The organism is Methanococcoides vulcani (assembly GCF_900111645.1).
GTDB classification, from domain to species: Archaea; Halobacteriota; Methanosarcinia; order Methanosarcinales; family Methanosarcinaceae; genus Methanococcoides; species Methanococcoides vulcani.
In genome coordinates, this window is record NZ_FOHQ01000004.1 from 107,302 (window position 1) to 129,018 (window position 21,717).

Consider the following 21,717-nt stretch of genomic DNA (forward strand, 5'->3'; position numbering starts at 1 on the left):
CTATTCTCTTCAGTGTAGTGGCAATGGCAGTAGAAGTAATAGCAGCGGTAGTAGTAACCACCGTGAAACCAGAATTGATTGGAAATCAGGATATTTCAGTTTCACGGTGGTTATAAAACATTTCATCGTACTGCAGTTTTACTTTTCAGTCGCTTTTGCACGTTCCTCTTTGGTCATATCAGCAAGACGCTCTACTTCCTTTATATCAAGTCCCAGCCTCTCGGCCACCCGGCTTCCATAATCCGGGTCAGCCTTGAAGAACAGAGCTGTCTGCCTTAACTGGGTACGCTTTTGTGCACCTGATAGATGTGATACAATATTGCCTACCAGATTCGCACGGGCCTGATCGTCCATAACGTTGCGATACAGGTTGCCTGCCTGTACAAAATAATCGTTGGGATGGTTATAAGGCGTACGTGCTGCCGGGCCGGATACTTCAAATTCCGGCTCCAGAGCATCCGGATATGGCTCAGGTCCGCCAAAACTGTTGGGCCAGTAATTGGGTCCGCTACCACCATTGGCATCAATGCGCATGAATCCGTCACGCTGATAATTAAGCTCAGGTGCGTTCTTTGGTCTGTTCACAGGGATCAGGTGGTAGTTAGGCCCAAGTCGGTGGATGTGAGTGTCGTGGTAGGAAAATACCCTTGCCTGCAGCATCTTGTCTGGCGAGATCGCGATTCCCGGCACCAGGTTACCGGGACTGAAGGCTGCCTGCTCCACCTCTGCAAAGTAATTGTCCGGGTTCCGGTTCAGCACCAGCTTTCCGATCTTGATTGTCGGGAAATCACCGTGTGGCCAGACTTTGGTTATGTCAAGGATATCAAACCGGTATTCTTTGGCCTGCTCCGGTGTCATGATCTGCATCTCAAGTGTCCAGGAAGGGTAGTCTCCCCTCTCGATAGCTTCATAGAGGTCCCTTGTAGCATGGTCCGGGTCGCTGCCGCTTAATTTATCCGCTTCCTCGCGGGTCAGGTTCTTTATCCCCTGGTCAGTCTTGAAATGGTACTGTACCCAGACGTAATCCCCATCTTCAATGTACCATTTGTATGTGTGGCTCGAGTAGCCGTTCATGTTGCGGTAAGTTGCAGGCGTACCCCTGTCCGAGAACAGGATCGTGACCTGATGGATAGATTCCGGAGTGAGGGAAAGGAAGTCCCAGAACATGTTCGGGTCCTTGCAGTTGGTAGCAGGATTCCTTTTCTGTGTGTGGATGAAATCAGGGAACTTCAAGGGGTCCCGAATGAAGAACACAGGGGTATTGTTACCTGCCAGATCGTAGTTTCCCTCTTCTGTGTAGAACTTAATAGCAAACCCGCGTGGATCGCGTGCTGCATCGGCAGAACCCTTCTCCCCACCCACTGTGGAAAAGCGGGCAAAGACCTCGGTACGCTTCCCGATCTCTGAAAGGAATTTGGCTTTTGTGTAATTGGTAACGTCGGCGGTCACCTCGAAGTAACCTCCGGCACCTGCACCTTTTGCATGTACCACTCGCTCAGGTATGCGCTCACGGTCAAAATGTCCAAGTTTCTCCAGCAAATGCACATCCTGCACGAGAACAGGCCCACGCTCTCCGGCTGTTAAACTGTTCTGATCGTCCCCGACCGGGATCCCAAAGGCAGTAGTTAATACCTTTGGAGCTTTCTCATTTGTATCACTCAATCTTGTTTCCCCCATTGTTGATCTAACTTCAATTGGTGTTCGCAAGAGAAGAATAAGGATCTCTCTTATGCTTCACCTTTCTTGAAAGAATAGTATAATATCGATCTCTCCCGCTGTCTCGAGGATACGGGGAGCGAACTCATACCCACCGCTCATACTATTCAGTAATTATTTGTGTTCTAATTTCTAATGTTCAGACAGTTTGCCCCCAATTGTCTGATATAAAATTTATGTTTACATATTATTTATCTATTCTGTAAGCAGGGGGTATATGGCAAAAAACGTAAGCAACAGTTAACAACTCTTTATAGGTTTCAATAGGTGGCGCATTGCTAGAGCAAAACCTGGCCACCCCCTCTGTTTATTACTTATAAAAAATGTATAGGTTTTGCTATAATGCCACCAAGGGTAAACACAAAAAAGAAAGTTTCAGAAAGCCCCTAAGAGCTTCTGTGCCCACTTGAGCTTCTTTTCCTTCATTGGTGTCACATTCTTATCATAGAAATCAAAACCCACAAGGGTTATGCTTTCAGCATTGAACTCGGAAGCAAGGAATACACATCTGTCTCCGTCCGTGAAACCACCGAAGTTATGAATGTTTGCAAAAGGTTCTGCCTGGGTGGTGCCGATGACGTTCTTGAATTGTGGAACGTATCTTAGCAGCTTTTCAGTATTGTCGCCATGTGCATGGACAACCATGATCGAACCTTGCTGATTTGCCTGTATCTCTTTTTCCACATCACCATCAAGGTCTGTGACGATAACGTGTGGGACAATACCCTTATCGATAAGGTGTGCTGTGGCGCCATCGGCTGCTATGATCACGTAGTCGTCTACGTTCACTTCCTTCAGGTCGACCAGAAGCTTTGGTGCATTGCCACATACCAGGACGTCCTTTCCGCTGATCAGTTCCTCAAGTGCGTCTGTATCAACAGTACTCGGTCCAATTAAAAGATGGGAAAGGAGGGTGGCGGAATTCTCGTCATCCTCCCTGGAAAACCCGAAGTCCTCAAGGATCTTCTGGTAGACTGGCTCCCACTTCTTAAAATCCATCATTCCACCTCGTTCTCATTCTTCCTTTGAGATCGCGATGTGCATTGAAATGCCTTCGACATTCCAGTCCTTTGCAAGCTCACCGGTCGTATCGACATCTAAGCCGATCACAAGAACATTTGCACGAACTTCTTTTGCGATGTAGTTCTCAAAGTCAAGTACAAGGTCAAGGACCCCTTCATCGTCGATCTGGATGTGTGCCTTTATGCTGTCATCAACATCAAGGTCAAGCTCCTTGCGCATGTCCTGTATCCTGCGGATAACTTCCCTTGAGTATCCTTCGGATTCGATCTCACGGGTAAGGTTTGCATCTACAAAGACAACTCCGCCTGCAAATTCAGCACTTGCTACAGCTTCCGGAAGTGTTTCGGAAAAGTTCACCATCTTCTCTGTGATGGTGACATTTGTGCCATCTGCAAGGGGTATCTCCATTTCGCCGTCTGCAAGTCCCTTCTTTAGTTCCATAGCGTCCATTGAAGCGATAGCTGCATTCACCTTGCCGGCATCTCCCTTGAAGACAGGTCCGATAGCTCCGGGGTTTGGTGCAGCTTCAACTCCGAGTTCGTTCCAGCTTTCGCCTATCTCTATAAGCTCGATATACTTGGCGTTGGTCTGGTCCATAAGGACATAGCGAAGTTGTTCAACGGCTGCAACGGTGTTCTCATCGGTCGGGCTGACCACGATGCGTGATACAGGCCATCTGAGCTTGCGTCCGACCTTCTGGCGTGCGTTCGAAGAAGATTCAACCATAGAGCGTACCGCTTTCATATGTGCTTCAAGGTCCGTATCCACAAGTGCCTCGTTGACAGTTGGCCAGTCGCAAAGATGGATGGTCGCAGGAGCATTCTCATCGACATTCCTGACAAGGTTCTGGTACATCTCTTCTGCAAGGTGTGGCATGAATGGTGCGATCACCTTTGCAGTTGTCACGAACACATCATAGAGCACCCTGTAAACTGCAAGTTTGTCTGGATCATTTGCTTCGGTCCATGTCCTTGGCCTGATAAGCTGGATATACCATCTTGAAAGGTCCTCAAGTACGAATTCATTAACAGCACGCATTGCCTTGTGCAGTAATCTCTCTTCCATTGCCTTGTTGACATCTGCAATGACGGACTGCATGCGTGAAAGTATCCACTTGTCCTCGCTTCTTAAATGTGCTTCAACGGATTCGTATGAAACTTCCTGTGGGTCGAACTTGTCAAGTGCCATGTATGGAAGTGGGAAACGATAGACATTCCACAGGATGTTGTTTGTCCTGTGTATTGTTGCGATCTCGTCCCAGTTGAACTTCAGGTCTTCCCATGGTGCGCTGGAGGCTAGTACGTATGCTCTTAGGGTGTCAGCACCGAACTTTTCGATGACCTCTGCTGGCTGCACAACATTTCCAATGCTCTTTGACATCTTCTTTCCGCTGCCGTCAAGAGTGAAACCGTGCATGAGCACGTTCTTGTATGGTGCTTTTCCAAATGCTACCATGCTGGCGCCAAGTTGTGAATAGAACCATCCGCGAGTCTGATCGTGTCCCTCTGTGATAAAGTCAGCAGGCCACCACTCATCGAACTGTTCCTTTGTGTGCGGGAACCTGAGTGTAGCCCAGGATGCCACTGCAGAGTCGAACCATACGTCGAAAACATCTTCCACACGTTCCATGGTGCCGCCGCAATCACAAGGCATAGTGATCTTGTCAACATACGGTCTGTGCAATTCAATATCTGCATCTGCACCGGAACGCTCCACAAGCTCTTCCCTTGTGCCGATCACATCGATCTTTGCACACTTTGAACATTTCCATACTGGAATTGGGATTCCCCAGTAACGCTGCCTGGAGATACACCAGTCACGTGCACCTTCGATCCAGTCCTTGAACCTTGCAGAACCTGCCCAGTCGGGTGTCCAGTTGACCTTCTTGATCTCCTCAAGCATAGCTTCTTTGAGCTCACCGATCTTCAGGAACCACTGTTCGGTTGCAAGGTAGATTATAGGTGTCTTGCATCTCCAGCAGTGACCGTATCTGTGGCTGATGGTCTTCTCGGAGATAAGCAGTCCCTTCTCGAGGAGGTCATCCATAACAACACGGTTTGCGTCACGGATGTTCATGCCGGTGTATTTTCCTGCTTCATCTGTGTAGCTACCATTGGAACCCACAGGGCAGAAGATGGGCAGCCCGTTCTTGACACCGACCTCGAAATCGTCAATACCATGTCCGGGAGCAATGTGGACACAACCGGTGTTCTCTGCTGTAACATAATCTGCATTGTAGACCTTGTGTTCTATCTCAGCTTGGAGAGGCACGAGGTCTGCAAGAGGATGCTCATAGGCCAGACCAGCAATGTCTTCTCCGCTCATGGTCTCAATGATCTCGTAGTCTGCATATCTTCCTATCCGAAGTACGTTTTCTACAAGTTCAGTAGCCATTATCAGTGTTTCACTGTCACCTTCGGTGTTGAATGCCTTCACTCTGGCATACTCGAACTCAGGGTGTACTGCCACAGCGATGTTGGATGGGATGGTCCACGGTGTGGTAGTCCATATAACGATGAATGCATTCTCTTCATCCTTTAACTTGAACTTGATGTAAATTGAAGGATCGTCGCGGTCCTCATATTCGACTTCAGCATCAGCGATAGCTGTTTCGCATCTGGGGCACCAGTTGACAACTCTCTTTCCGGTATCAAGCAGGTCTTTTTCATGTGCCTGCTTCAATGTCCACCATGCAGCTTCTATGTACTCATCCTTGAGTGTCATGTATGGATCTTCCCAGTCAAGCCATGCACCCAGTGTACGGAACTGACCGGTCATGTCATCCTTCTGGCGAAGTGCGAACTCCTTGCATTTCTCAATGAAATTACCGACACCATAGGCCTCGATGTCTTTCTTTGACTCAAAACCAAGCGCACCCTCGACCTTTACTTCGATAGGGAGTCCATGCATATCCCATCCTGCCCTGTCAAGGATGTCATGGTCGTTCATGGACATGTATCGCAGGATGGAGTCCTTTATTATCTTGTTCCAGGCAGTACCGAGGTGGATGTGACCTGTTGTGTATGGTGGTCCGTCCACAAAAAAGAACTTCTTGGCGCCTTTTCTGTGTTCACGTACTGCTCTGTATGCATTATTTGCTTCCCAGAACTCGTGAACCTTCATTTCGATCTCATTAGCATTGTACTGATCAGTAACTTCTTTTATCATGCTGGTGGCCTCCCGGATAGGTCCAGTTTCTTGGCTACGTTATAGATACCATCCTAATGCAGTAACCAATTTAAATATTATTGTATGATACTGCCACAATAGAAATTAAAATAAAATGTATATGTGCACAGTTCGTGCACCTTTAAACATCGACCAATACAGGTAACAAGTTCTTCTTATTCAAAGAAGAACTTCTCTTTCCCAAAAGCAGGTTCAAGATCATTAAGCCATGAAGCCGTTGGGGAATATTTCGCAAAGAACGGCTTGCGCACCCACTTGCTTTCACGTCCCTGCAGGAACTCAAGAAGGAATACTTTTTCATCGTTTATCTCCTGTACTCCGAGAATATTGATCTTTCCGGGATCGGTGGACATGCTTGGTCCGCGAACCGTTCTTGCAAGACCGCTGACGTTCTGGTATGCCTTCTGGAAGATCTCCCATGCCCTTGCCATAGGTACGTCAAAATAGTGCTTTGCACCTGTGTTCCTTACCATGAACATATAGTAGGGTACACAACCCAGGCGAACCTGTTCGCTCCACATCTCTTCCCAGAGTGCAGGTTCATCATTTATGTGTGCTATCAGGGGTGACTGGGTTCGTATCTGTGTACCTGTCGCACGGATGTTCTGTATTGCTTTCTTCACAATATCAGTGGAAAGTTCCCTAGGATGGTTGAAGTGTGCCATGAGTGCCATGTGCTTTTTGTGTTCTGTAACATTGCTGAATAGAGAAAGTATATCTTCGCTATCCTTATCAGAAACAAAACGCTGAGGCCAGTAGCTTAATGATTTGGTACCTATCCTTATGTTCTCAAGGCTGCGAATGTCCGCTTCAAGGACAGGTTCGATATATTTTTTGAGAAGGCCTGCACTCATGGTCATGGGATCCCCGCCTGTGAAAAGCACATCCTTGATCTCCGGATGTTCCTGCAGATATGATATTAGAAGTTCGATCTCTCTACTGGCAAATTTCAGGTCATCCATGCCTATGAACTGTGCCCACCTGAAACAGAAAGTACAGTATGCATGGCAGGTCTGGCCCTGTGCAGGGAAGAAAAGGATCGTTTCATCGTATTTGTGCTGCATTCCATGGATGATCTTTCCATCATGTTCCGGAACGTTCTTCTCCAGTTGCCCTGCAGGATGTGGATTAAGGCTCAGGCGTATCTTCTGGATCTCATTTTGTATGTCTTCTTCCGTGGCATCATTTCGTAAAAGATCCGCCATTTTTTCATAATGCTGGGGAAGCAGCATGTCCCTGTTAGGGAATGTCAATGTAAATATCGGGTCATTTGGAACATCATTCCAGTTGATGAGTTCCTCGATCACATAATTGTTGACACGGAAAGGTAGTATGCGTGCAGCAATTTCTATCTCTTCCAGATGTTGCTGGCTTAGATCCTCTATCTGGGGAATGTCTTTGTAATTCGAAAGAGTGTATGCAGAATACTTCTTTCTCTCAGCATCACTTATGCTAGGACCTCCATAAATCATTTTTTAGAAAACCGATCAAGTTGAACGGTTATGGTGTACTTACTATGATATGTCTATCTTGAGTTTCTCAGTTTATGCTAATTGCAGTGGGTTAGTTGCAATGTACTATATGTATCATTCGGCCACTCATGCTAAACATTCACGATGTCTGTAGTTTCTTGTTGATCGTGACAGTTCCGGTATTTCTATCATATGATATAAGCCATGGTTCTTTTTGTTCATGCTCGAAAGGAATTGGAATGCTTCCTTAAATTGTGTGTTCAGTTCATTCTTTGCTCCTTTCGACATCGCCTGCGCGAAACGTTTAAGGATAAATGATGCTTAATGTGGTGCAAGCTAATATTTTCTTATCAAAGGTGGTAAGTTGAAAATAAAGTCCAGAGTTCAACTACGAAAATCTGCAAAGAACAAATTGTTGACTTCCCTTAGGTCCTCCTTTGGCGATGTCATTGACAAGATCGAAGAGCGAAAGTTAGAAAGTGCTACAGCAGACTGGTTTAATATCATAATAGTGGATGGTGATATCCTGTTCTTCCAGGAAAAGGATGATCGTCCTTTCCCAACTGTCAGAGGTGTACTGGAGCTTGAGCTTGACTGTTGTAAAGTGACAGTGGATGCCGGAGCAGTGAAGTTCGTTGTCAACGGTGCAGATATCATGTGTCCGGGTATCGTAAGTGCTGATCCTGAAATTGCGGCGAACGATTTTGTTATCATCGCAGAAGAGACTCACGGCAAACCGCTTGCTATTGGTCGTGCACTGATACCTGCGAGCGAGATGGTCGGGAAGTCCGGAAAAGCGGTAAAATCCATTCATTATGTCGGGGATGATCTGTGGAATCTTGAAGCATAAGATGTCGGTGATATTTATGGATGCAAAGCCACCATTAAAATATGATGACCATACATAATAAACCCGTTAACATTGCTGCAAAGCTAAAAGTTCCTAAAATGGCTAATGGCTTAAATATTAAAAGACTTAATAGAGATATATTCTATATCCATTCAATAAAATTTTAACACAAAGGTGCGGACTATGGCAAATTTCATGGACAAATTATTTGGAAGCGGATCAAAGGGTGCAACAGATGCTGACGAATATACCGAGCTTGATCTCGGCAAGTTTGAGCAGGAACTGGCAGATGAACCTGCAGAGACCTATGTCAGAGTGGCAGAACTTACGAACCTGAACGAGCTTCCTGGTCTGAAGAAAGAGGTCTATGATGGCAATATCCTCATGATCGACATCTCCAACATCAAAGCTGACAAACTTATGCTTGACAGGGCACTCAAGGACCTGAAGGATGTAGTCATCGATGTGCATGGTGATATTGCAGGTATCAAGGATGATCAGGTGCTTGTCACACCAACAGGCGTCAAGATAGACAGGTCTAAGATAGTTGGTGGAAGGTATTGAGCACAGAGAACGATTCCGGGGAAGGGTCCCGGAATTCTTTTGAGACACGAACATCATGCCCTCTCTGCCATGAGGAGCTTGTTATCAAGTGGAATGGCGATGAGATCCCCTATTTCGGGGAAGTGATGTATATTTCGACTACTTGTTCTAATTGTAGTTTCAGGTTCACGGACACTATGATCCTGACCCAAAAAGAACCAGTGCGTTTTGAGATGATGGTAGAAGGCCTGGAAGATCTTAATGCAAGGGTAATTCGTTCCACGTCAGGTACTATCCGCATTCCTGATCTGGGCATTGACGTTGAACCGGGCTCAGTTTCAGAGTCCTATGTAACAAATATTGAAGGCATCCTGGAAAGGGTCAGATCTGTTGTAGTGACAGCTACTGAATGGGTAAAGGATGAACCTGAAGCATATGAACGTGGCCTGGAGCTACAGAAGATGCTTGAAGAAGCTATTCAGGGTGAACTTCCGTTAAAGGTCATTATCGAGGATCCTCTGGGAAATAGTGCTATCATTTCTGAAAAAGCGACATCCCGTACTCTTTCTGAAGAAGAGGCAGCTAACCTCCATAGTGGTATGGTAGTCTTTGACGTCGATTCTTCCGAGCTGGAAGTCGATTCTTCTGATAAGATCCAGCCGATTGGAAATGAATATAAATGATGCATGTGTTAGCTGACACAATTCTAATTAAATATTCTAATTGAATCATTTTGATCTTATTGGTGACATTATGGCCGAACAAGAAAAAGAAGCAGCGCTTCCTCCAAAAGAGAACTTCAGTGAATGGTATAACGACCTACTCCAGGTGGCAGAGATCATGGATGTACGTTATCCTGTGAAGGGTTCGTACGTATGGTATCCTTTTGGTTTTTCCATTCGCAGGAACGTGTATGGGATAATTCGTGAACTTCTCGACAAGGACCATCAGGAAACGATGTTCCCTCTTTTGATACCTGAAAATGAGTTCATGAAGGAAGCAGAGCACATTAAAGGTTTCGAGGATGAAGTTTACTGGGTATTGAACGGAGGAACAACTCCTCTGGATGTGAAGCTTGCACTTCGCCCTACCAGTGAAACTGCAATTTATCCTATGTACCGTCTCTGGGTGCGCTCGCATGCTGACCTCCCATTGAAATTGTATCAGATCGTTAACACTTTCAGGTATGAAACAAAGCATACCCGTCCACTTATACGCCTGCGAGAGATCACATCTTTCAAGGAGGCACACACGGTACACGCTACATGGGATGAGGCTGCTGCACAGGTGGATGAGGCCATAAGGCTATACTCTGAGTTCTACAGGAGACTCGCAGTTCCTGTGTTACCTTCAAAGCGACCTAACTGGGATAAGTTCCCGGGTGCTGATTATACGGTCGCAGTGGATGCACTGATGCCGGATGGCAAGACATTGCAGGTTGGAACTGCCCATCATCTGGGTGACAATTTTGCAAAGACCTTCGATATCAAATATGAAGATGTTGCAGGTGAACAGGTCTATGCCCACCAGACATGCTATGGGGTTTCTGAACGTTCTATTGCTGCTCTGATCTCTATTCATGGTGATGACAAGGGTCTTATCATGCCACCGGAGGTCGCACCTGTCCAGGCAGTGATCATTCCGATCCTCTTCAAGAAGTCAGAAGCTGTTCTGGCTGCATGTAATGATGTAAAGGAAACCCTTGAAGCTGCAGGTGTCCGTGTTACTATCGATGATAGTGATAAGCGTCCTGGTTCCAAGTACTACAAATGGGAAATGAAAGGTGTTCCTTTAAGGATCGAGATAGGTCCGAGGGATCTTGAGAAGGAAGCCGCTATGCTTGTAAGGCGTGATACTGGTGAGAAAGAACAGGTACCTATTTCGTCTATTGCCAATGAAGTGATCGAGAGGTTCGCTGTCATCCAGTTCTCTCTCTTGGAGAATGCAAAAGAGAACCTTAAAGCACGTATATTTGATTGTAATACTGTGGAAGAGATTAAAGAAAAGGTTTCTGAAGGTATTGCACATGTTCCATGGTGTGGCGAGGAGAAATGTGGACTTGAAATGGATGAAGAGGTTGGTGCAGGCATACTTGGAATTCCTACCGATCAGGATGACGAAGGGAACTACAAGTGCCCTATGTGTGGCAAGGATACCAGCATAAGGGTTTATGTTGCAAAGACTTACTAATATTGTAAATACACGGGAGGGTGATCAATAATGGAATCTCTGATAGCTAATGATAAGAAACCTGAAAAGCCACTTTTCATTTGTGTGCTGGCAAATACTGAAACTGCCTACATTGAAAAGATATCTGCCGCAGGAAAGACTGCCAAACTGACGGACTATACTCCGACAGGGGATGCAGAACTTGTGGAGACCGGTGGTATCATCAGCACTCCGGTACTTCCAATGACCCCTCCGTACAATACCCCTACTCCGGGTCTTATCACCCGTGCATCCTTGCAGCTTTCAAATGTACCTCATCTCTTCGTGAATTCCGGTTTAAAGATCGCTCCTAAGGTTCCATTTGAGGACCTTAAGGCAAAGCCCGGTGAAGATATCCGTAAAGAGATCGCGGTTCATGATGTCGAAGATATTATTGAGCGTGCACGTGAAGTGGGTGAGAAGGTACGTGATGATCATGATATGTTCGTGATCGGGGAAAGTACTCCTGCCGGAACGACCACTGCAATGGGTGTGCTCAATGCACTTGGGTATGATGGCCATGTAAGCAGTAGTTCTTCTGAGAACCCGGTTGCTTTAAAGCAGAAAGTGGTTAGTGAAGCAATGGAGGTCTCAGGTGTTACAAAGGGAAGTCTTCAGTCTGACCCTCTAAGAGCTCTTTCATGTCTTGGCGATCCTATGATGCCTGCAACCGCAGGTCTTGTGGAAGGTCTCAAAGGTAAGCGTATTATCCTTGCAGGTGGTACTCAGATGGCAGCGGTCTACGCTTTCATGAAACATATGGGTGCTGATCTCCGTAATGTTTCCATTGTGACCACCAGCTATGTGGTGGATGATGAAAGTGCCAATTTCGAAGAGATCATTGAAGCAATTGGTGCGGATATGCATGCTATTGACCCTGGATTTGGACGTTCTTCCCACAAAGGCCTGAGACAGTATGAGCTTGGATATGTTAAGGAAGGCGTTGGTGCAGGTGGTGCACTTTATCTTGCAGGTCTTCTGGGTGTATCTGTGGACAGCATTCGTGAAGAGATCGAGAATATCTGCATTGAGCTTGCTGACCTTATAGACGCGGAATAATTGTTAGTGTTGTGGTTATGGATGTATTCCTATGCATTCTAAACCCGATTTTTCAGTCCCTCATACCGATACCTATATTATTGATGAGATGTATTTGAGGGTTGCAATCGCAAGGTTGCGGGGCTGTGGCCTAGCCAGGAATGGCGACGGGCTCCAGCGGATAAATGATGAACAACGGGTCTGCTGAGATTTACCCGACGGGGTAGGTCGGTGAGGAACCGTTGGAGCACTGATGTGTGTTCTTTAAGAACATTTACTGTCGTAATGGCAGTGTTCGGAGAGACCCGTCGATCGTGAGTTCGAATCTCACCAGCCCCACGTCCTTTCTTTTTATTTTCTTAATTTTCAAATAGCCCTGCTTCTTTTTATTTTCGTCTTATACAAAGCTTTAAATGGTATGGTGTATGTACTACCGGATGTTTCAATGTCGGGATGAGAGTCCCGTAGGAGTGTGGCCGAAGTAACTTTGGCTGAACCGTGAAACTAACATGAAACAAGGTGAACAAATTGTCAAAATCATTTTATGGATATGTAAGAGACGCATGGAAGAACCCTGGAGATTCATATGTTCGTGATCTCAGATGGGAAAGACTTCAGGTATGGAGAAAGGAAGGCTCAGTTACAAGGGTAGAGCGCCCAACCCGTATCGATCGTGCACGAGCACTTGGCTACAAGGCAAAGCAGGGTATCGTCGTAGCTCGTGTGAAGGTCCGAAGGGGTAGCATGAGGAAGTCACGCTACATCCGTGGTAGGCGTACTCAGCATACAGGTAAGAACAAGATCACTGTTGGCAAAAGCATCCAGAGGATCTCTGAAGAGCGTGCAAGCAGGAAATTCCCTAACATGGAAGTACTTAACTCTTACTGGGTTGGCGAAGACGGTAAACAGAAATGGTATGAAGTTATCCTTGTTGACCCAAGCCACCCTGTTATCAAAAGCGACAAGAACCTCAACTGGATCTGTGACAAGGCTCACAGTGGAAGGGCATTCCGCGGTAAGACCAGCGCAGGCCGCAAAGGCAGAGGTATGAGGGCGCGCGGCACCGGTACTGAAAAGACCAGGCCAAGCATCAGATCAAACATCAACAGCAGCAGAAAGTGATTCACTATATCTCTGTGCGTGTAACCGCACATGCTACTGAGGATGAGTCCAGAGTAAGAAATGCTCTGGACCTATTTTTATTAAATTCATTTGACAAGGGCAAATGTACTGATACTGGGAAGTATGTTGAGGTACTTAATGTCGAAGGTTACCATGGTAACCCTATTTCCCTTTTAAGTGCTACTATCAAAAGAAAACCCGATACACGTGCTTTTGCAACATTTGTTCGTAGCAACATGTCTCCTGGGGATGTGGAACTGCTTAGAAGTGAGATGCCTGGCAGGCTGGATGATGACCAGATGTTCCACTTAAGGTTCGATAAGCAGGCGGCATATGATGGTAAGGTAAAACTTTCCTCTTCATCTGATGCGATAATCGTGAAGTTGAAGATAGAAACATACCCAAAGGACCGTCAGCAGGCCGGAATTATTGTGGAGGAATTATTTGGCTGATCCTGTGTTCTATGATCTTTGTGTTCATTGTGCACCAGATGGCAAAAGTACACAGGAAGAAATGGTTGCAATGGCAAGACATCTGGGTTTTGGTGGCATTGCACTAACGAATCATTCCAATTCGGATTCCCTTCCAAAAGGTAGTTCAGACAAAGGCTTTGAGGTATTACGCGGGGTCGAACTGGTCTCTTCTAATCCTTCTAAGCTCCACGGGATTGTAGGGAAATATCGCAAAAAAGTGGAGATACTTGCTGTACATGGCGGCGATGAGGGCATAAATCGTGCAGCGGTGGAAAATCCGAATGTGGATATACTTTTGCATCCTGGCACTCCAAAAGGATGTGGATTGAACCATGTGCTTGCAAAGTCCGCAAGCGATAATAATGTCGCAATTGCATTTGATATGGCTTCTCTCATAATGTTGCGTGGAGGCCGGCGTGTGCATAGTCTTTCACATTTCAGGGAGATCCTGGCACTTGCAAGGAAATATGATGTTCCGTTTTTGCTTACGAATAATGCATCATTCTCTTATGGTCTGCGTGCTCCGCGAGAGATGATGGCTCTGGCAACACTTTTTGGAATGGAGCGCGGTGAGGCCTTAATGGCTTTGAGCGAGACTCCTGCAGAAATTATAAGGCGAGTTCGCCGTGGTAACAACTTCATATGCGAAGGTGTGGAGATCCTTGAAGATGATCCTTCGGGCATGAAAGGTGAGGATAAATGAAGATACTTCCTCCCACACAGCGTACTAATAAAAGGTACTTTGCTTTTGAACTGATAGGTGGAAATGGTGTAGATCGCAGTGACCTTCTTCGCGAGATCTTTTCGTGCGCAGGCTCGCTTATTGGTGACAGAGGTTCCAGTGAATGTAATATAAGGTTACTTGATTTTGAGGATTCCAAAGGTGTTGTACGTTGCCTCCGGGAAAGGATGGATATGACACGTGCAGTCCTTGCTTCTGTGACTTCAGTTAATGGGAATCCTGTGATGGTCCATGTTCTGGGTATATCAGGTACTGTTCATGGAGCAACAAAAAAGTATTTAGAAGGGTGTACGGTATATAGTCCTGAAGAAAAACCATGAACATCCATTTATAGAATAATTTAAATAAGTTATAAGTGAACTAGGTGAATGTACAGAAACTCTATTCATACGTTTTTTAGCATCACGAAAGTAAATAGTAGGAGATAAAAGATCATGCAAATGGCACCACAAATGGGTTATGATAGAGCAATTACTGTTTTTAGTCCTGATGGAAGGCTTTTCCAGGTAGAGTATGCAAGGGAGGCTGTCAAGAGAGGTACTACGGCAGCTGGCATAAAAGCAAAGGACGGTGTGGTTCTGTTGGTAGATAAGAGGATCACAAGCAGATTGATAGAGGCAGAGTCAATTGAAAAGATCTTCCAGATAGATGAGCATATAGGTGTTGCAACATCAGGACTTGTTGCAGATGCACGTGCACTTGTAGATCGTGCAAGGGTCGAAGCTCAGATCAATATGGTCACATATGACGAGCCTATAGGTGTAGAGGTTCTCTCCAAGAAGATCTGTGACCACAAGCAGACCTATACACAATACGGCGGAGTTCGTCCGTACGGTACTGCTCTTTTGATAGCAGGCGTTGATGACAACAAACCAAGGTTATTCGAAAGTGATCCAAGTGGCGCACTTCTTGAGTACAAGGCAACTGCTATCGGTGCAGGCAGGAACACCTTCATGGAAACCTTCGAGGAAAAACACCGCGATGATATGACCATGGATGAAGTTGTTATGCTTGGTATGGAAGCACTTTACAGAGCAACAGATGTGAAACTGGATGCATCCACACTTGAAGTGGGTATGGTAACTCTTGAAGACCACCAGTTCAGAAAATGTCCTGAAGAAGAGGTCGCATCCTTTGTGGAACGCATTCTTGAAGAACACAAAGAAGACGACGAAAAGGAAGAGTCAGAGGGACAGCAGGAAGAGTAATTCATTTTGAACATTGCTTAGTAAAATAGGAGGGAGTAAAGTATGGTATCACTTGATGAATCATTGGTTGCAAGGTTGAAGAAAGGCAGCATGCATTATGAAGTGCTTGTAGATCCTGATAAGGCACTGGAGTTCAAGAAAGGTGGCAATGTAAAGATAGAGGATATTCTTGCAGTCGAATCCATCTTTGAGGATGCTGGCAAAGGATACCACGCGGCGGAGTCCGATCTCTCCAATGCATTCGAGACCACTGATGTGTTCGAGATCGCAGCACATATTATAAAACACGGTGAACTTCAGCTCACTAAAGAGCAGAGGAAACACATTCTTGAGGAAAAGACCAAACAGGTCATTTCCATTATTGCACAGAACGCGATCAATCCACAGACTAGGACCCCTCATCCCCCGGCACGTATAGAGAAGGCCATGGAAGAGGCAAAGATCCACATTGACCCATTAAAAAGCGTCGATGAGCAGGTCAATATCGTAATGAAGGCCATTAGACCAATTATACCAATACGTTTTGAAGAAGTGGAGGTAGAGGTCAAGGTCCCTGCAGAATATGCTGGTAAATCATATGGTGATATTGCAAAGTTCGGCACTATGCTTAAAGATAGGTGGGAGAATGATGGATCATGGGTTGCTGTGGTCAAGATGCCTGCAGGGTTGCAGAATGATTTTTACGGTCTTGTAAACAATCTGACAAAAGGGGATGCTGAAACCAAACTTTTGTAAGAGGCAAATTCATGGATCGGAAAATCGTAATCCCCGGACAGCTCCTTTCTGATAAGGAGAAAATGGCCGGACCGGGAACATATGTAAAGGATGGCAAGGTATATTCCTTGCTCTATGGAATTGCAAACGTCAAGAACAAAGTTTCAGTTGTACCTTTTTCAGGGAAATATTATCCTTCACGCAAGGATTTCATAATCGGTACTGTAATTGATGTAACTCCTTCGAATTGGATAATGGAAACTGGTTCTCCTTATGACGGATTGCTTCATGTTTCCGAATATCCAAAGCGCGTTGACTCCTCAGAAATGAGAAAATGTATGAGTATTGGGGATTGCGTAATTGTTCGTATAAAGGATGTCAGCAAGTCCATGAAAGTGGAACTTACCATGCGTGAGCCGGGTTCAAGAGTGTTGACAAAGGGTCGTATCATCGATGTCGTACCTGCAAAGGTCCCTCGTGTGATCGGTCATAGTGGTTCCATGGTCTCGATCCTTAAGAAAGAGTCGAATTGTGATGTGTTCGTAGGAAAGAACGGCCGTATCTGGATCAACGGAAAATCAGATGATATGGATCATCTGGCGGCTGCTATTGAAATGATCGAACGTGAATCTCATATATCCGGTTTAACGGATAAAATAGGCAGGTTCCTGAGGAATGAACCGGAAGAGGTTGCGGAGTCGGATGCGGATGAGCTGATAGAGGAAGAAAGGTCAACTCTGCCCGCAAAAGAAGACAACGTTACAGAAGAAACCTGTCGTAAGGTCGATGCACTCCTTGATGATGAAGTGGATGAGGCATGAACAAGACCTGCTGAACTATGGGAGAAAAGAGATGAAATTGGAGATTGAATATGAGTGATAAACCGGAAAAATTTATTGATGAAAACGGGATTCGCCTTGACGGTAGGCGTGTCGATGAGATCCGCCCTATGACCGTTGAGATGGGCGTACTCACAAGGGCAGATGGTTCATGTTATCTTGAATGGGGTAATAACAAGGTTCTTGCTGCAGTTTATGGTCCAAGGGAACTTCACCCACGCAGGCTTCAGCGCCCTGGTGAAGCGCTTGTCAGATACAGGTACAATATGGCAGCATTCTCCGTTGAGGACCGCATACGTCCTGGTCCAAGCAGGAGAAGCACTGAGATATCCAAAGTAAGTGGAGAAGCATTCGAACCTGTTGTTATGAAGCAGTTTTACCCATCTGCTGTTATCGATGTGTTTGCAGAGGTCCTTCAGGCCGATGCAGGAACAAGGACAGCTGCTATCAATGCTGCAACACTTGCATTGGTGGATGCCGGTATCCCTATGAAGGGACTGGTGGCTGCCTGTGCTGTCGGTAAGGTGGACGGTCAGCTTGTGCTTGACCTTAACAAACCTGAGGACAACTATGGTGATGCAGATCTGCCTATTGCAATGACCGAAGATGGTGACATTACTCTCTTGCAGATGGATGGAAACCTGACCGTTGAGGAGGTCAACAAGGGTATCGAGATGGTCAGGGAAGGCTGTGAGCAGATATTTGCAATACAGAAAGCCGCTCTTCTGGAAAGGTTCGGCACTGCTGAAGAGGAAGAGGTCCTTGAAGATGCTGAGCTTCAGGCTGAGCTCATGTCCGAGGAAGAAGAAGTTTCTGAAGCAGCTGAAGAAGAGGATGCTGTGGAAGAAAGTGAAGACCTTGAAGCTGCAGAAACCGAAGATCCTGAAGATGTTGAGGTCGAAGAAGCTGAAGCCATGTTCGAAGAAGACGTCACTGAATTTGAAGTGAACGAGGAAGAGGCCGAGGAAGAAGCAGCAGAAGTAAATGAAGAAGACATCGCTTCAGAGCCAGAGGGCGAGGAGTCCACTGAGGAAGAGGGTGAGAAATATGAGCAATGAAGCTGTATCAAGACTTAAAAAAGATTTTATATTCAACCTGGCTCTCAAGGGTCAGCGTGAGGACGGTCGTGCATTCGATGAGATGCGTGACATCAAACTTGAGACCAATGTTATAGACAAAGCAGAAGGTTCTGCAAAGGTCTATTACGGCGATACCCAGGTTATTGTAGGTATAAAGCTTCAGGTCGGTACACCTTTCCCGGATTCTGCTGATAAGGGTGTTATAATCACCAGCATGGAATTGAATCCGATCGCTTCACCAGACTTCGAGGCAGGTCCTCCAAGACCGAAAGCTATCGAAATGGCACGCGTGGTCGACCGTGGTATCCGTGAATCAGGCGCAATTGATTTAAACAAGTTGTGTATTACGGAAGGAGAAGAGGTCTGGATGGTCTTTATAGACGTCCATGTCTTGAACGACAGCGGAAACCTGCTGGATGCAGCATCACTTGGTGCAATTGCAGCTCTCATGACAGCAACCATCCCGGCAGAACGCGAAGGCCGTGGAGAGGATACAAAGATGCCTATTCGTGAGATGCCTGTATCACTTACCTTTGTTAACGTTGGAGGTGAGTATTTCATTGATGCAAGCAACAACGAGGAGTCGATCTGTGATACAAAGGTCACTATCGTTTCCAACCAGGATGGTTCGATCTGTGCCATGCAGAAGAGCGGCGCAGGTTCGCTTTCAGAGGAAAAGTTCCTGAAAGCTGTTGAAAAATCATGTGAAATAGGCGCTAAGATAAGGGAGGAGTACCTCCTTAACATATGAGTTTGATCGATGCTCATCGTAGCAGTTCATGACGATTATATCCGATCATTATAAGCTCTATTATTAAGGAATCCACATCAAGGAGACGATTATAATGGCAAAAAAATACACAAAGAAAGGACGTGTGTCCCGGTCTGCAGGAAGGTTCGGCACACGCTATGGAAGAAGAGACCGTAAGTTGGTTGCGGATCTTGAAGAAAAGATGCACATGCCACACAAGTGTGCAAACTGTGCACGCCTGACTGTAAAGAGAGTTGGGACCGGCATCTGGAAATGTAAAAAGTGTGGATATACCTTTGCAGGTGGCACATACCTTCCAACTACTACAGTAGGTAGTACTGTAATGAGGTCTGTTAAGAAAGCCACTGAACAGGTTGAGTAATCATATGGACTACAAGTGTACTCGATGCAAGCGCCCGGTCGAGATCGACTATCAATATACCGGTATCCGCTGTCCTTATTGTGGACACCGGATACTTGTAAAGGAAAGGTCGCAGGCATCGATCAAAACAGTAAAAGCCGAGTAAGAAGTCATGTTAATAACGTCTTCTCGCAAACCTTCTGTCAATACTCGCACTTTGTGCAAGTATTTGGCATCTTTTTTTAATTGTGAGTATCTGACCCGGGGTAAAATGGGTCTTGCTGACGTTATGTCCTATTCCGACGACACTCATGTAGTAGTGGTTGGTGATTATCACGGAAGTCCCGGCAGTCTCATGTTCTATGATGAAGAAGTAGCAGAGTGTTTATCCATTCGCATGAGTATGTTCTATCCTGATGGTTACAAATTTTCCAATCTCAAATCCATGGAACCTTTTCTAATGGGTAATGGTGAACTTGGAAATATGTTGTCACTTTACTTTGGCATTCCTCAGGACGAATGCGATGGAATGGCCAAATGTATTCGGGTAGAAGATGACCGGATGGAGTTCCTGTATTCCGGCAAGTTACTTTTCAGACTCAATGTAAAGAGCTACAGGGTTTCGGAGGCAGCCGATTGAAGCTATTTTCGGAATCTGTTATAATGATGGATAATGCCGAAGCTGTCTACAGGTCTATCCTGCCTGAGCTGGAGACCACTGTAACTGACAGGTCTTCTGTCAATGTAGAGGTCCGGAATTCTTCTCTTGTTATGTGCGTAAGTGCCGATGATATAATTTCCATGCGTTCCACATTGAATACGTGGCTCCGCCTTGTGCAGATCGCACATGATGTATGTGTGGTCGGCAAGAGTGCCTGTAAAGGTATATGAGATGCCTGCCTTTTGTTTTACCTTATTCGTGATAGAAACATTAAAATCATTTCAGGTTTATTGACTGGTCAGGTGAAACCAAAATGAGTTCAGAAATACCCCCACAAGTACAGAACCAGCTTGCACAATTGCAGCAGGTTCAGCAGCAGGCGCAGTCTCTTGCAATGCAGAAGAACCAGACGGCTTCTATGCAGAAAGAGTCCGAAATGGCGCTTGAAGAGCTTGAAAAGCTTTCAGACGATGCTGTTGTTTACAGGGCTGTAGGAGATCTTCAGATCCAGTCCACCAAGGAAGAGACCGTAACAAAGCTCAAAGAGAGACTTGATACACTTTCATTGAGGCTTCAGTCACTATCCCGTCAGGAAGAGCGCATCTCAAAGCGTTTTACCCAGCTCCAGGAACAACTTCAGCAGGCAATGGGTACACAGGGACAGTAATCCTTGTAAACCCGCCGATTATCTTTTCCAGACCGTGTTCTGCGAGAAAGATGAGAGGTAGAAATGCAGGTTGATGAAGTTGGCTTTTACAATCGACTTCTGGATTATCACAACATCTTATATCTATGCCACCGTAATGCCGATCCCGATGCTATAAGTAGTGCATTTGCACTCTCTGAAGCAATAGGGGGGACCGTAGGTCTGGTAGATGGTAGCAACAGAGTTGCATCCCTTCTTGTTGATAAGCTGGAGATCGATGTAGTAGAAAGTCCAAATCCAGAAGATTATGATCTGGTAGTGGTAGTAGATACATCTACCAGCGCACAGCTTAATGATATCAAACTTTCTAATTACTGCGTGATAGACCATCATGCAACTACTGCACTTACGGAAAATGCTGCTTTTTATCTTCACCGCAATGCTACATCAGTGGCGGAGATCGTTTATGATGTACTCAATTGCATGGGTGCTCCAATCATGCACCGACTGGCATTGGGCCTGATGGCAGGAATCGTTACGGATACCGGTCATTTCAAGCACGCTACAAGCAAGACCTTCAAGACATTTGGTAAGATCATCGAGTCAAGTGGTGTGGAGTATGCGGAAGTGCTTGACCTGATGGCTTCAACTCCCCAGGACGTCTCAATGAGGATCGCAATGCTCAAGTCTGCTTCACGTGCAAGTATCGAGCGTATTAGTGACTGGCTTGTGGTAACATCCAATGTAAGTTCCTTTGGCGGCTCTGCATCCTCCATGCTGATTAATATTGGCGGAGATGTTGCTTTTGTTGGCACTGCCCGCGGTGATAGCATAAGGGTGAGTGGTCGTGCAAAACGTGATGCTGTAAATGCAGGAGTTAATCTTGGTAAGATCATGGAAGAGATCAGCGGTCACTATGAAGGTACCGGTGGAGGTCATGCCGGTGCAGCAGGCATCGATGTCGTTGCCGATATGGACACTGTTCTTTTTGAATGCGTCGAGTCGGTAAGAGAAATTTTGAAGGATAAGAAAAACCCGTTGAGTTTATAAGTGGTTATGACAAACCCTCATCAATATTAATC

The 21,717-nt window shown here is 45.8% G+C and carries 24 protein-coding genes and 1 tRNA gene; 21 read left to right on the forward strand and 4 right to left on the reverse strand.

Going from position 1 to position 21,717, the window contains the following annotated elements:
* Nucleotides 1-138: 138 nt before the first annotated feature.
* From BMX02_RS07295 to BMX02_RS07310, 4 genes are all read right to left on the reverse strand, one after another.
* A complete protein-coding gene (locus BMX02_RS07295; RefSeq protein WP_244624957.1) occupies nt 139-1,662 on the reverse strand; it encodes a catalase in 1,524 nt (507 codons plus the stop codon).
* A 429-nt stretch (nt 1,663-2,091) separates the two neighbouring features.
* Nucleotides 2,092-2,715 (reverse strand): 6-hydroxymethylpterin diphosphokinase MptE-like protein, encoded by a 624-nt coding sequence (locus BMX02_RS07300; protein ID WP_091690148.1) that lies wholly within the window; start codon nt 2,713-2,715, stop codon nt 2,092-2,094.
* A 15-nt stretch (nt 2,716-2,730) separates the two neighbouring features.
* Nucleotides 2,731-5,907, reverse strand: coding sequence for an isoleucine--tRNA ligase (gene ileS / locus BMX02_RS07305; protein WP_091690037.1), 3,177 nt, complete (start codon nt 5,905-5,907; stop codon nt 2,731-2,733).
* Nucleotides 5,908-6,083: 176 nt separating this feature from the next.
* Nucleotides 6,084-7,400: a KamA family radical SAM protein gene (locus BMX02_RS07310; RefSeq protein WP_091690038.1), complete on the reverse strand. Its 1,317-nt coding sequence runs from the start codon at nt 7,398-7,400 to the stop codon at nt 6,084-6,086.
* Nucleotides 7,401-7,764: 364 nt separating this feature from the next.
* Between BMX02_RS07310 and BMX02_RS07315 the strand changes: the two genes are divergently transcribed.
* The 21 genes from BMX02_RS07315 (at nt 7,765) to BMX02_RS07410 (ending at nt 21,685) form a co-directional block, all read left to right on the forward strand.
* On the forward strand, nt 7,765-8,250 hold the full coding sequence (locus tag BMX02_RS07315) for an RNA-binding protein (RefSeq protein WP_091690039.1): 486 nt from the start codon (nt 7,765-7,767) through the stop codon (nt 8,248-8,250).
* A gap of 183 nt (nt 8,251-8,433) precedes the next feature.
* Nucleotides 8,434-8,814: a cell division protein SepF gene (locus BMX02_RS07320; protein WP_091690040.1), complete on the forward strand. Its 381-nt coding sequence runs from the start codon at nt 8,434-8,436 to the stop codon at nt 8,812-8,814.
* Nucleotides 8,811-9,476, forward strand: a complete 666-nt coding sequence (locus BMX02_RS07325) for a ZPR1 zinc finger domain-containing protein (RefSeq protein WP_091690041.1) — start codon at nt 8,811-8,813, stop codon at nt 9,474-9,476. Before BMX02_RS07320 ends, BMX02_RS07325 begins: the two co-directional genes overlap by 4 nt.
* 70 nt (nt 9,477-9,546) lie before the next feature.
* The gene (gene proS, locus BMX02_RS07330; protein ID WP_091690042.1) at nt 9,547-10,983 is read left to right on the forward strand and encodes a proline--tRNA ligase; all 1,437 of its coding nucleotides are present in this window, start codon (nt 9,547-9,549) and stop codon (nt 10,981-10,983) included.
* Nucleotides 10,984-11,013: 30 nt separating this feature from the next.
* Nucleotides 11,014-12,060, forward strand: a complete 1,047-nt coding sequence (cobT, locus tag BMX02_RS07335; protein ID WP_091690043.1) for a nicotinate mononucleotide-dependent phosphoribosyltransferase CobT — start codon at nt 11,014-11,016, stop codon at nt 12,058-12,060.
* A gap of 119 nt (nt 12,061-12,179) precedes the next feature.
* Nucleotides 12,180-12,378, forward strand: a tRNA-Trp gene (locus BMX02_RS11885).
* A gap of 189 nt (nt 12,379-12,567) precedes the next feature.
* On the forward strand, nt 12,568-13,161 hold the full coding sequence (locus BMX02_RS07340) for a 50S ribosomal protein L15e (RefSeq protein WP_091690044.1): 594 nt from the start codon (nt 12,568-12,570) through the stop codon (nt 13,159-13,161).
* Nucleotides 13,158-13,613: an RNA-binding protein gene (locus BMX02_RS07345; RefSeq protein ID WP_091690045.1), complete on the forward strand. Its 456-nt coding sequence runs from the start codon at nt 13,158-13,160 to the stop codon at nt 13,611-13,613. Before BMX02_RS07340 ends, BMX02_RS07345 begins: the two co-directional genes overlap by 4 nt.
* Nucleotides 13,606-14,337 (forward strand): ribonuclease P protein component 3, encoded by a 732-nt coding sequence (gene rnp3, locus BMX02_RS07350; protein ID WP_091690046.1) that lies wholly within the window; start codon nt 13,606-13,608, stop codon nt 14,335-14,337. Before BMX02_RS07345 ends, rnp3 begins: the two co-directional genes overlap by 8 nt.
* A complete protein-coding gene (locus tag BMX02_RS07355; RefSeq protein ID WP_091690047.1) occupies nt 14,334-14,696 on the forward strand; it encodes an Rpp14/Pop5 family protein in 363 nt (120 codons plus the stop codon). The genes rnp3 and BMX02_RS07355 overlap by 4 nt, the downstream gene beginning before the upstream one ends.
* Nucleotides 14,697-14,810: 114 nt before the next feature.
* Entirely contained in the window at nt 14,811-15,584 is a 774-nt protein-coding gene (gene psmA, locus BMX02_RS07360; protein WP_091690048.1) for an archaeal proteasome endopeptidase complex subunit alpha, read from the forward strand.
* A 42-nt stretch (nt 15,585-15,626) separates the two neighbouring features.
* The gene (locus BMX02_RS07365) at nt 15,627-16,319 is read left to right on the forward strand and encodes a ribosome assembly factor SBDS (protein ID WP_091690049.1); all 693 of its coding nucleotides are present in this window, start codon (nt 15,627-15,629) and stop codon (nt 16,317-16,319) included.
* Nucleotides 16,320-16,330: 11 nt separating this feature from the next.
* A complete protein-coding gene (rrp4, locus tag BMX02_RS07370) occupies nt 16,331-17,119 on the forward strand; it encodes an exosome complex RNA-binding protein Rrp4 (protein ID WP_091690050.1) in 789 nt (262 codons plus the stop codon).
* A 50-nt stretch (nt 17,120-17,169) separates the two neighbouring features.
* The gene (gene rrp41 / locus BMX02_RS07375) at nt 17,170-18,195 is read left to right on the forward strand and encodes an exosome complex exonuclease Rrp41 (protein ID WP_091690051.1); all 1,026 of its coding nucleotides are present in this window, start codon (nt 17,170-17,172) and stop codon (nt 18,193-18,195) included.
* On the forward strand, nt 18,176-18,967 hold the full coding sequence (rrp42, locus tag BMX02_RS07380; RefSeq protein WP_091690052.1) for an exosome complex protein Rrp42: 792 nt from the start codon (nt 18,176-18,178) through the stop codon (nt 18,965-18,967). Before rrp41 ends, rrp42 begins: the two co-directional genes overlap by 20 nt.
* A gap of 94 nt (nt 18,968-19,061) precedes the next feature.
* A complete protein-coding gene (locus tag BMX02_RS07385; protein ID WP_048193974.1) occupies nt 19,062-19,349 on the forward strand; it encodes a 50S ribosomal protein L37ae in 288 nt (95 codons plus the stop codon).
* A gap of 4 nt (nt 19,350-19,353) precedes the next feature.
* Complete coding sequence (locus BMX02_RS07390) at nt 19,354-19,494, forward strand: DNA-directed RNA polymerase subunit P (protein WP_091690053.1); 141 nt, start codon at nt 19,354-19,356, stop codon at nt 19,492-19,494.
* A gap of 6 nt (nt 19,495-19,500) precedes the next feature.
* Nucleotides 19,501-19,968, forward strand: a complete 468-nt coding sequence (locus tag BMX02_RS07395) for an rRNA maturation protein (protein WP_091690054.1) — start codon at nt 19,501-19,503, stop codon at nt 19,966-19,968.
* Complete coding sequence (locus tag BMX02_RS07400) at nt 19,965-20,219, forward strand: KEOPS complex subunit Pcc1 (protein ID WP_091690055.1); 255 nt, start codon at nt 19,965-19,967, stop codon at nt 20,217-20,219. Before BMX02_RS07395 ends, BMX02_RS07400 begins: the two co-directional genes overlap by 4 nt.
* An 83-nt stretch (nt 20,220-20,302) precedes the next feature.
* On the forward strand, nt 20,303-20,656 hold the full coding sequence (locus BMX02_RS07405) for a prefoldin subunit beta (RefSeq protein ID WP_091690056.1): 354 nt from the start codon (nt 20,303-20,305) through the stop codon (nt 20,654-20,656).
* Nucleotides 20,657-20,719: 63 nt separating this feature from the next.
* Nucleotides 20,720-21,685 carry a DHH family phosphoesterase gene (locus BMX02_RS07410; RefSeq protein WP_091690057.1) on the forward strand — a complete coding sequence of 322 codons (966 nt, stop codon included), beginning with the start codon at nt 20,720-20,722 and terminating at the stop codon, nt 21,683-21,685.
* The last annotated feature ends 32 nt before the right edge of the window (nt 21,686-21,717 follow it).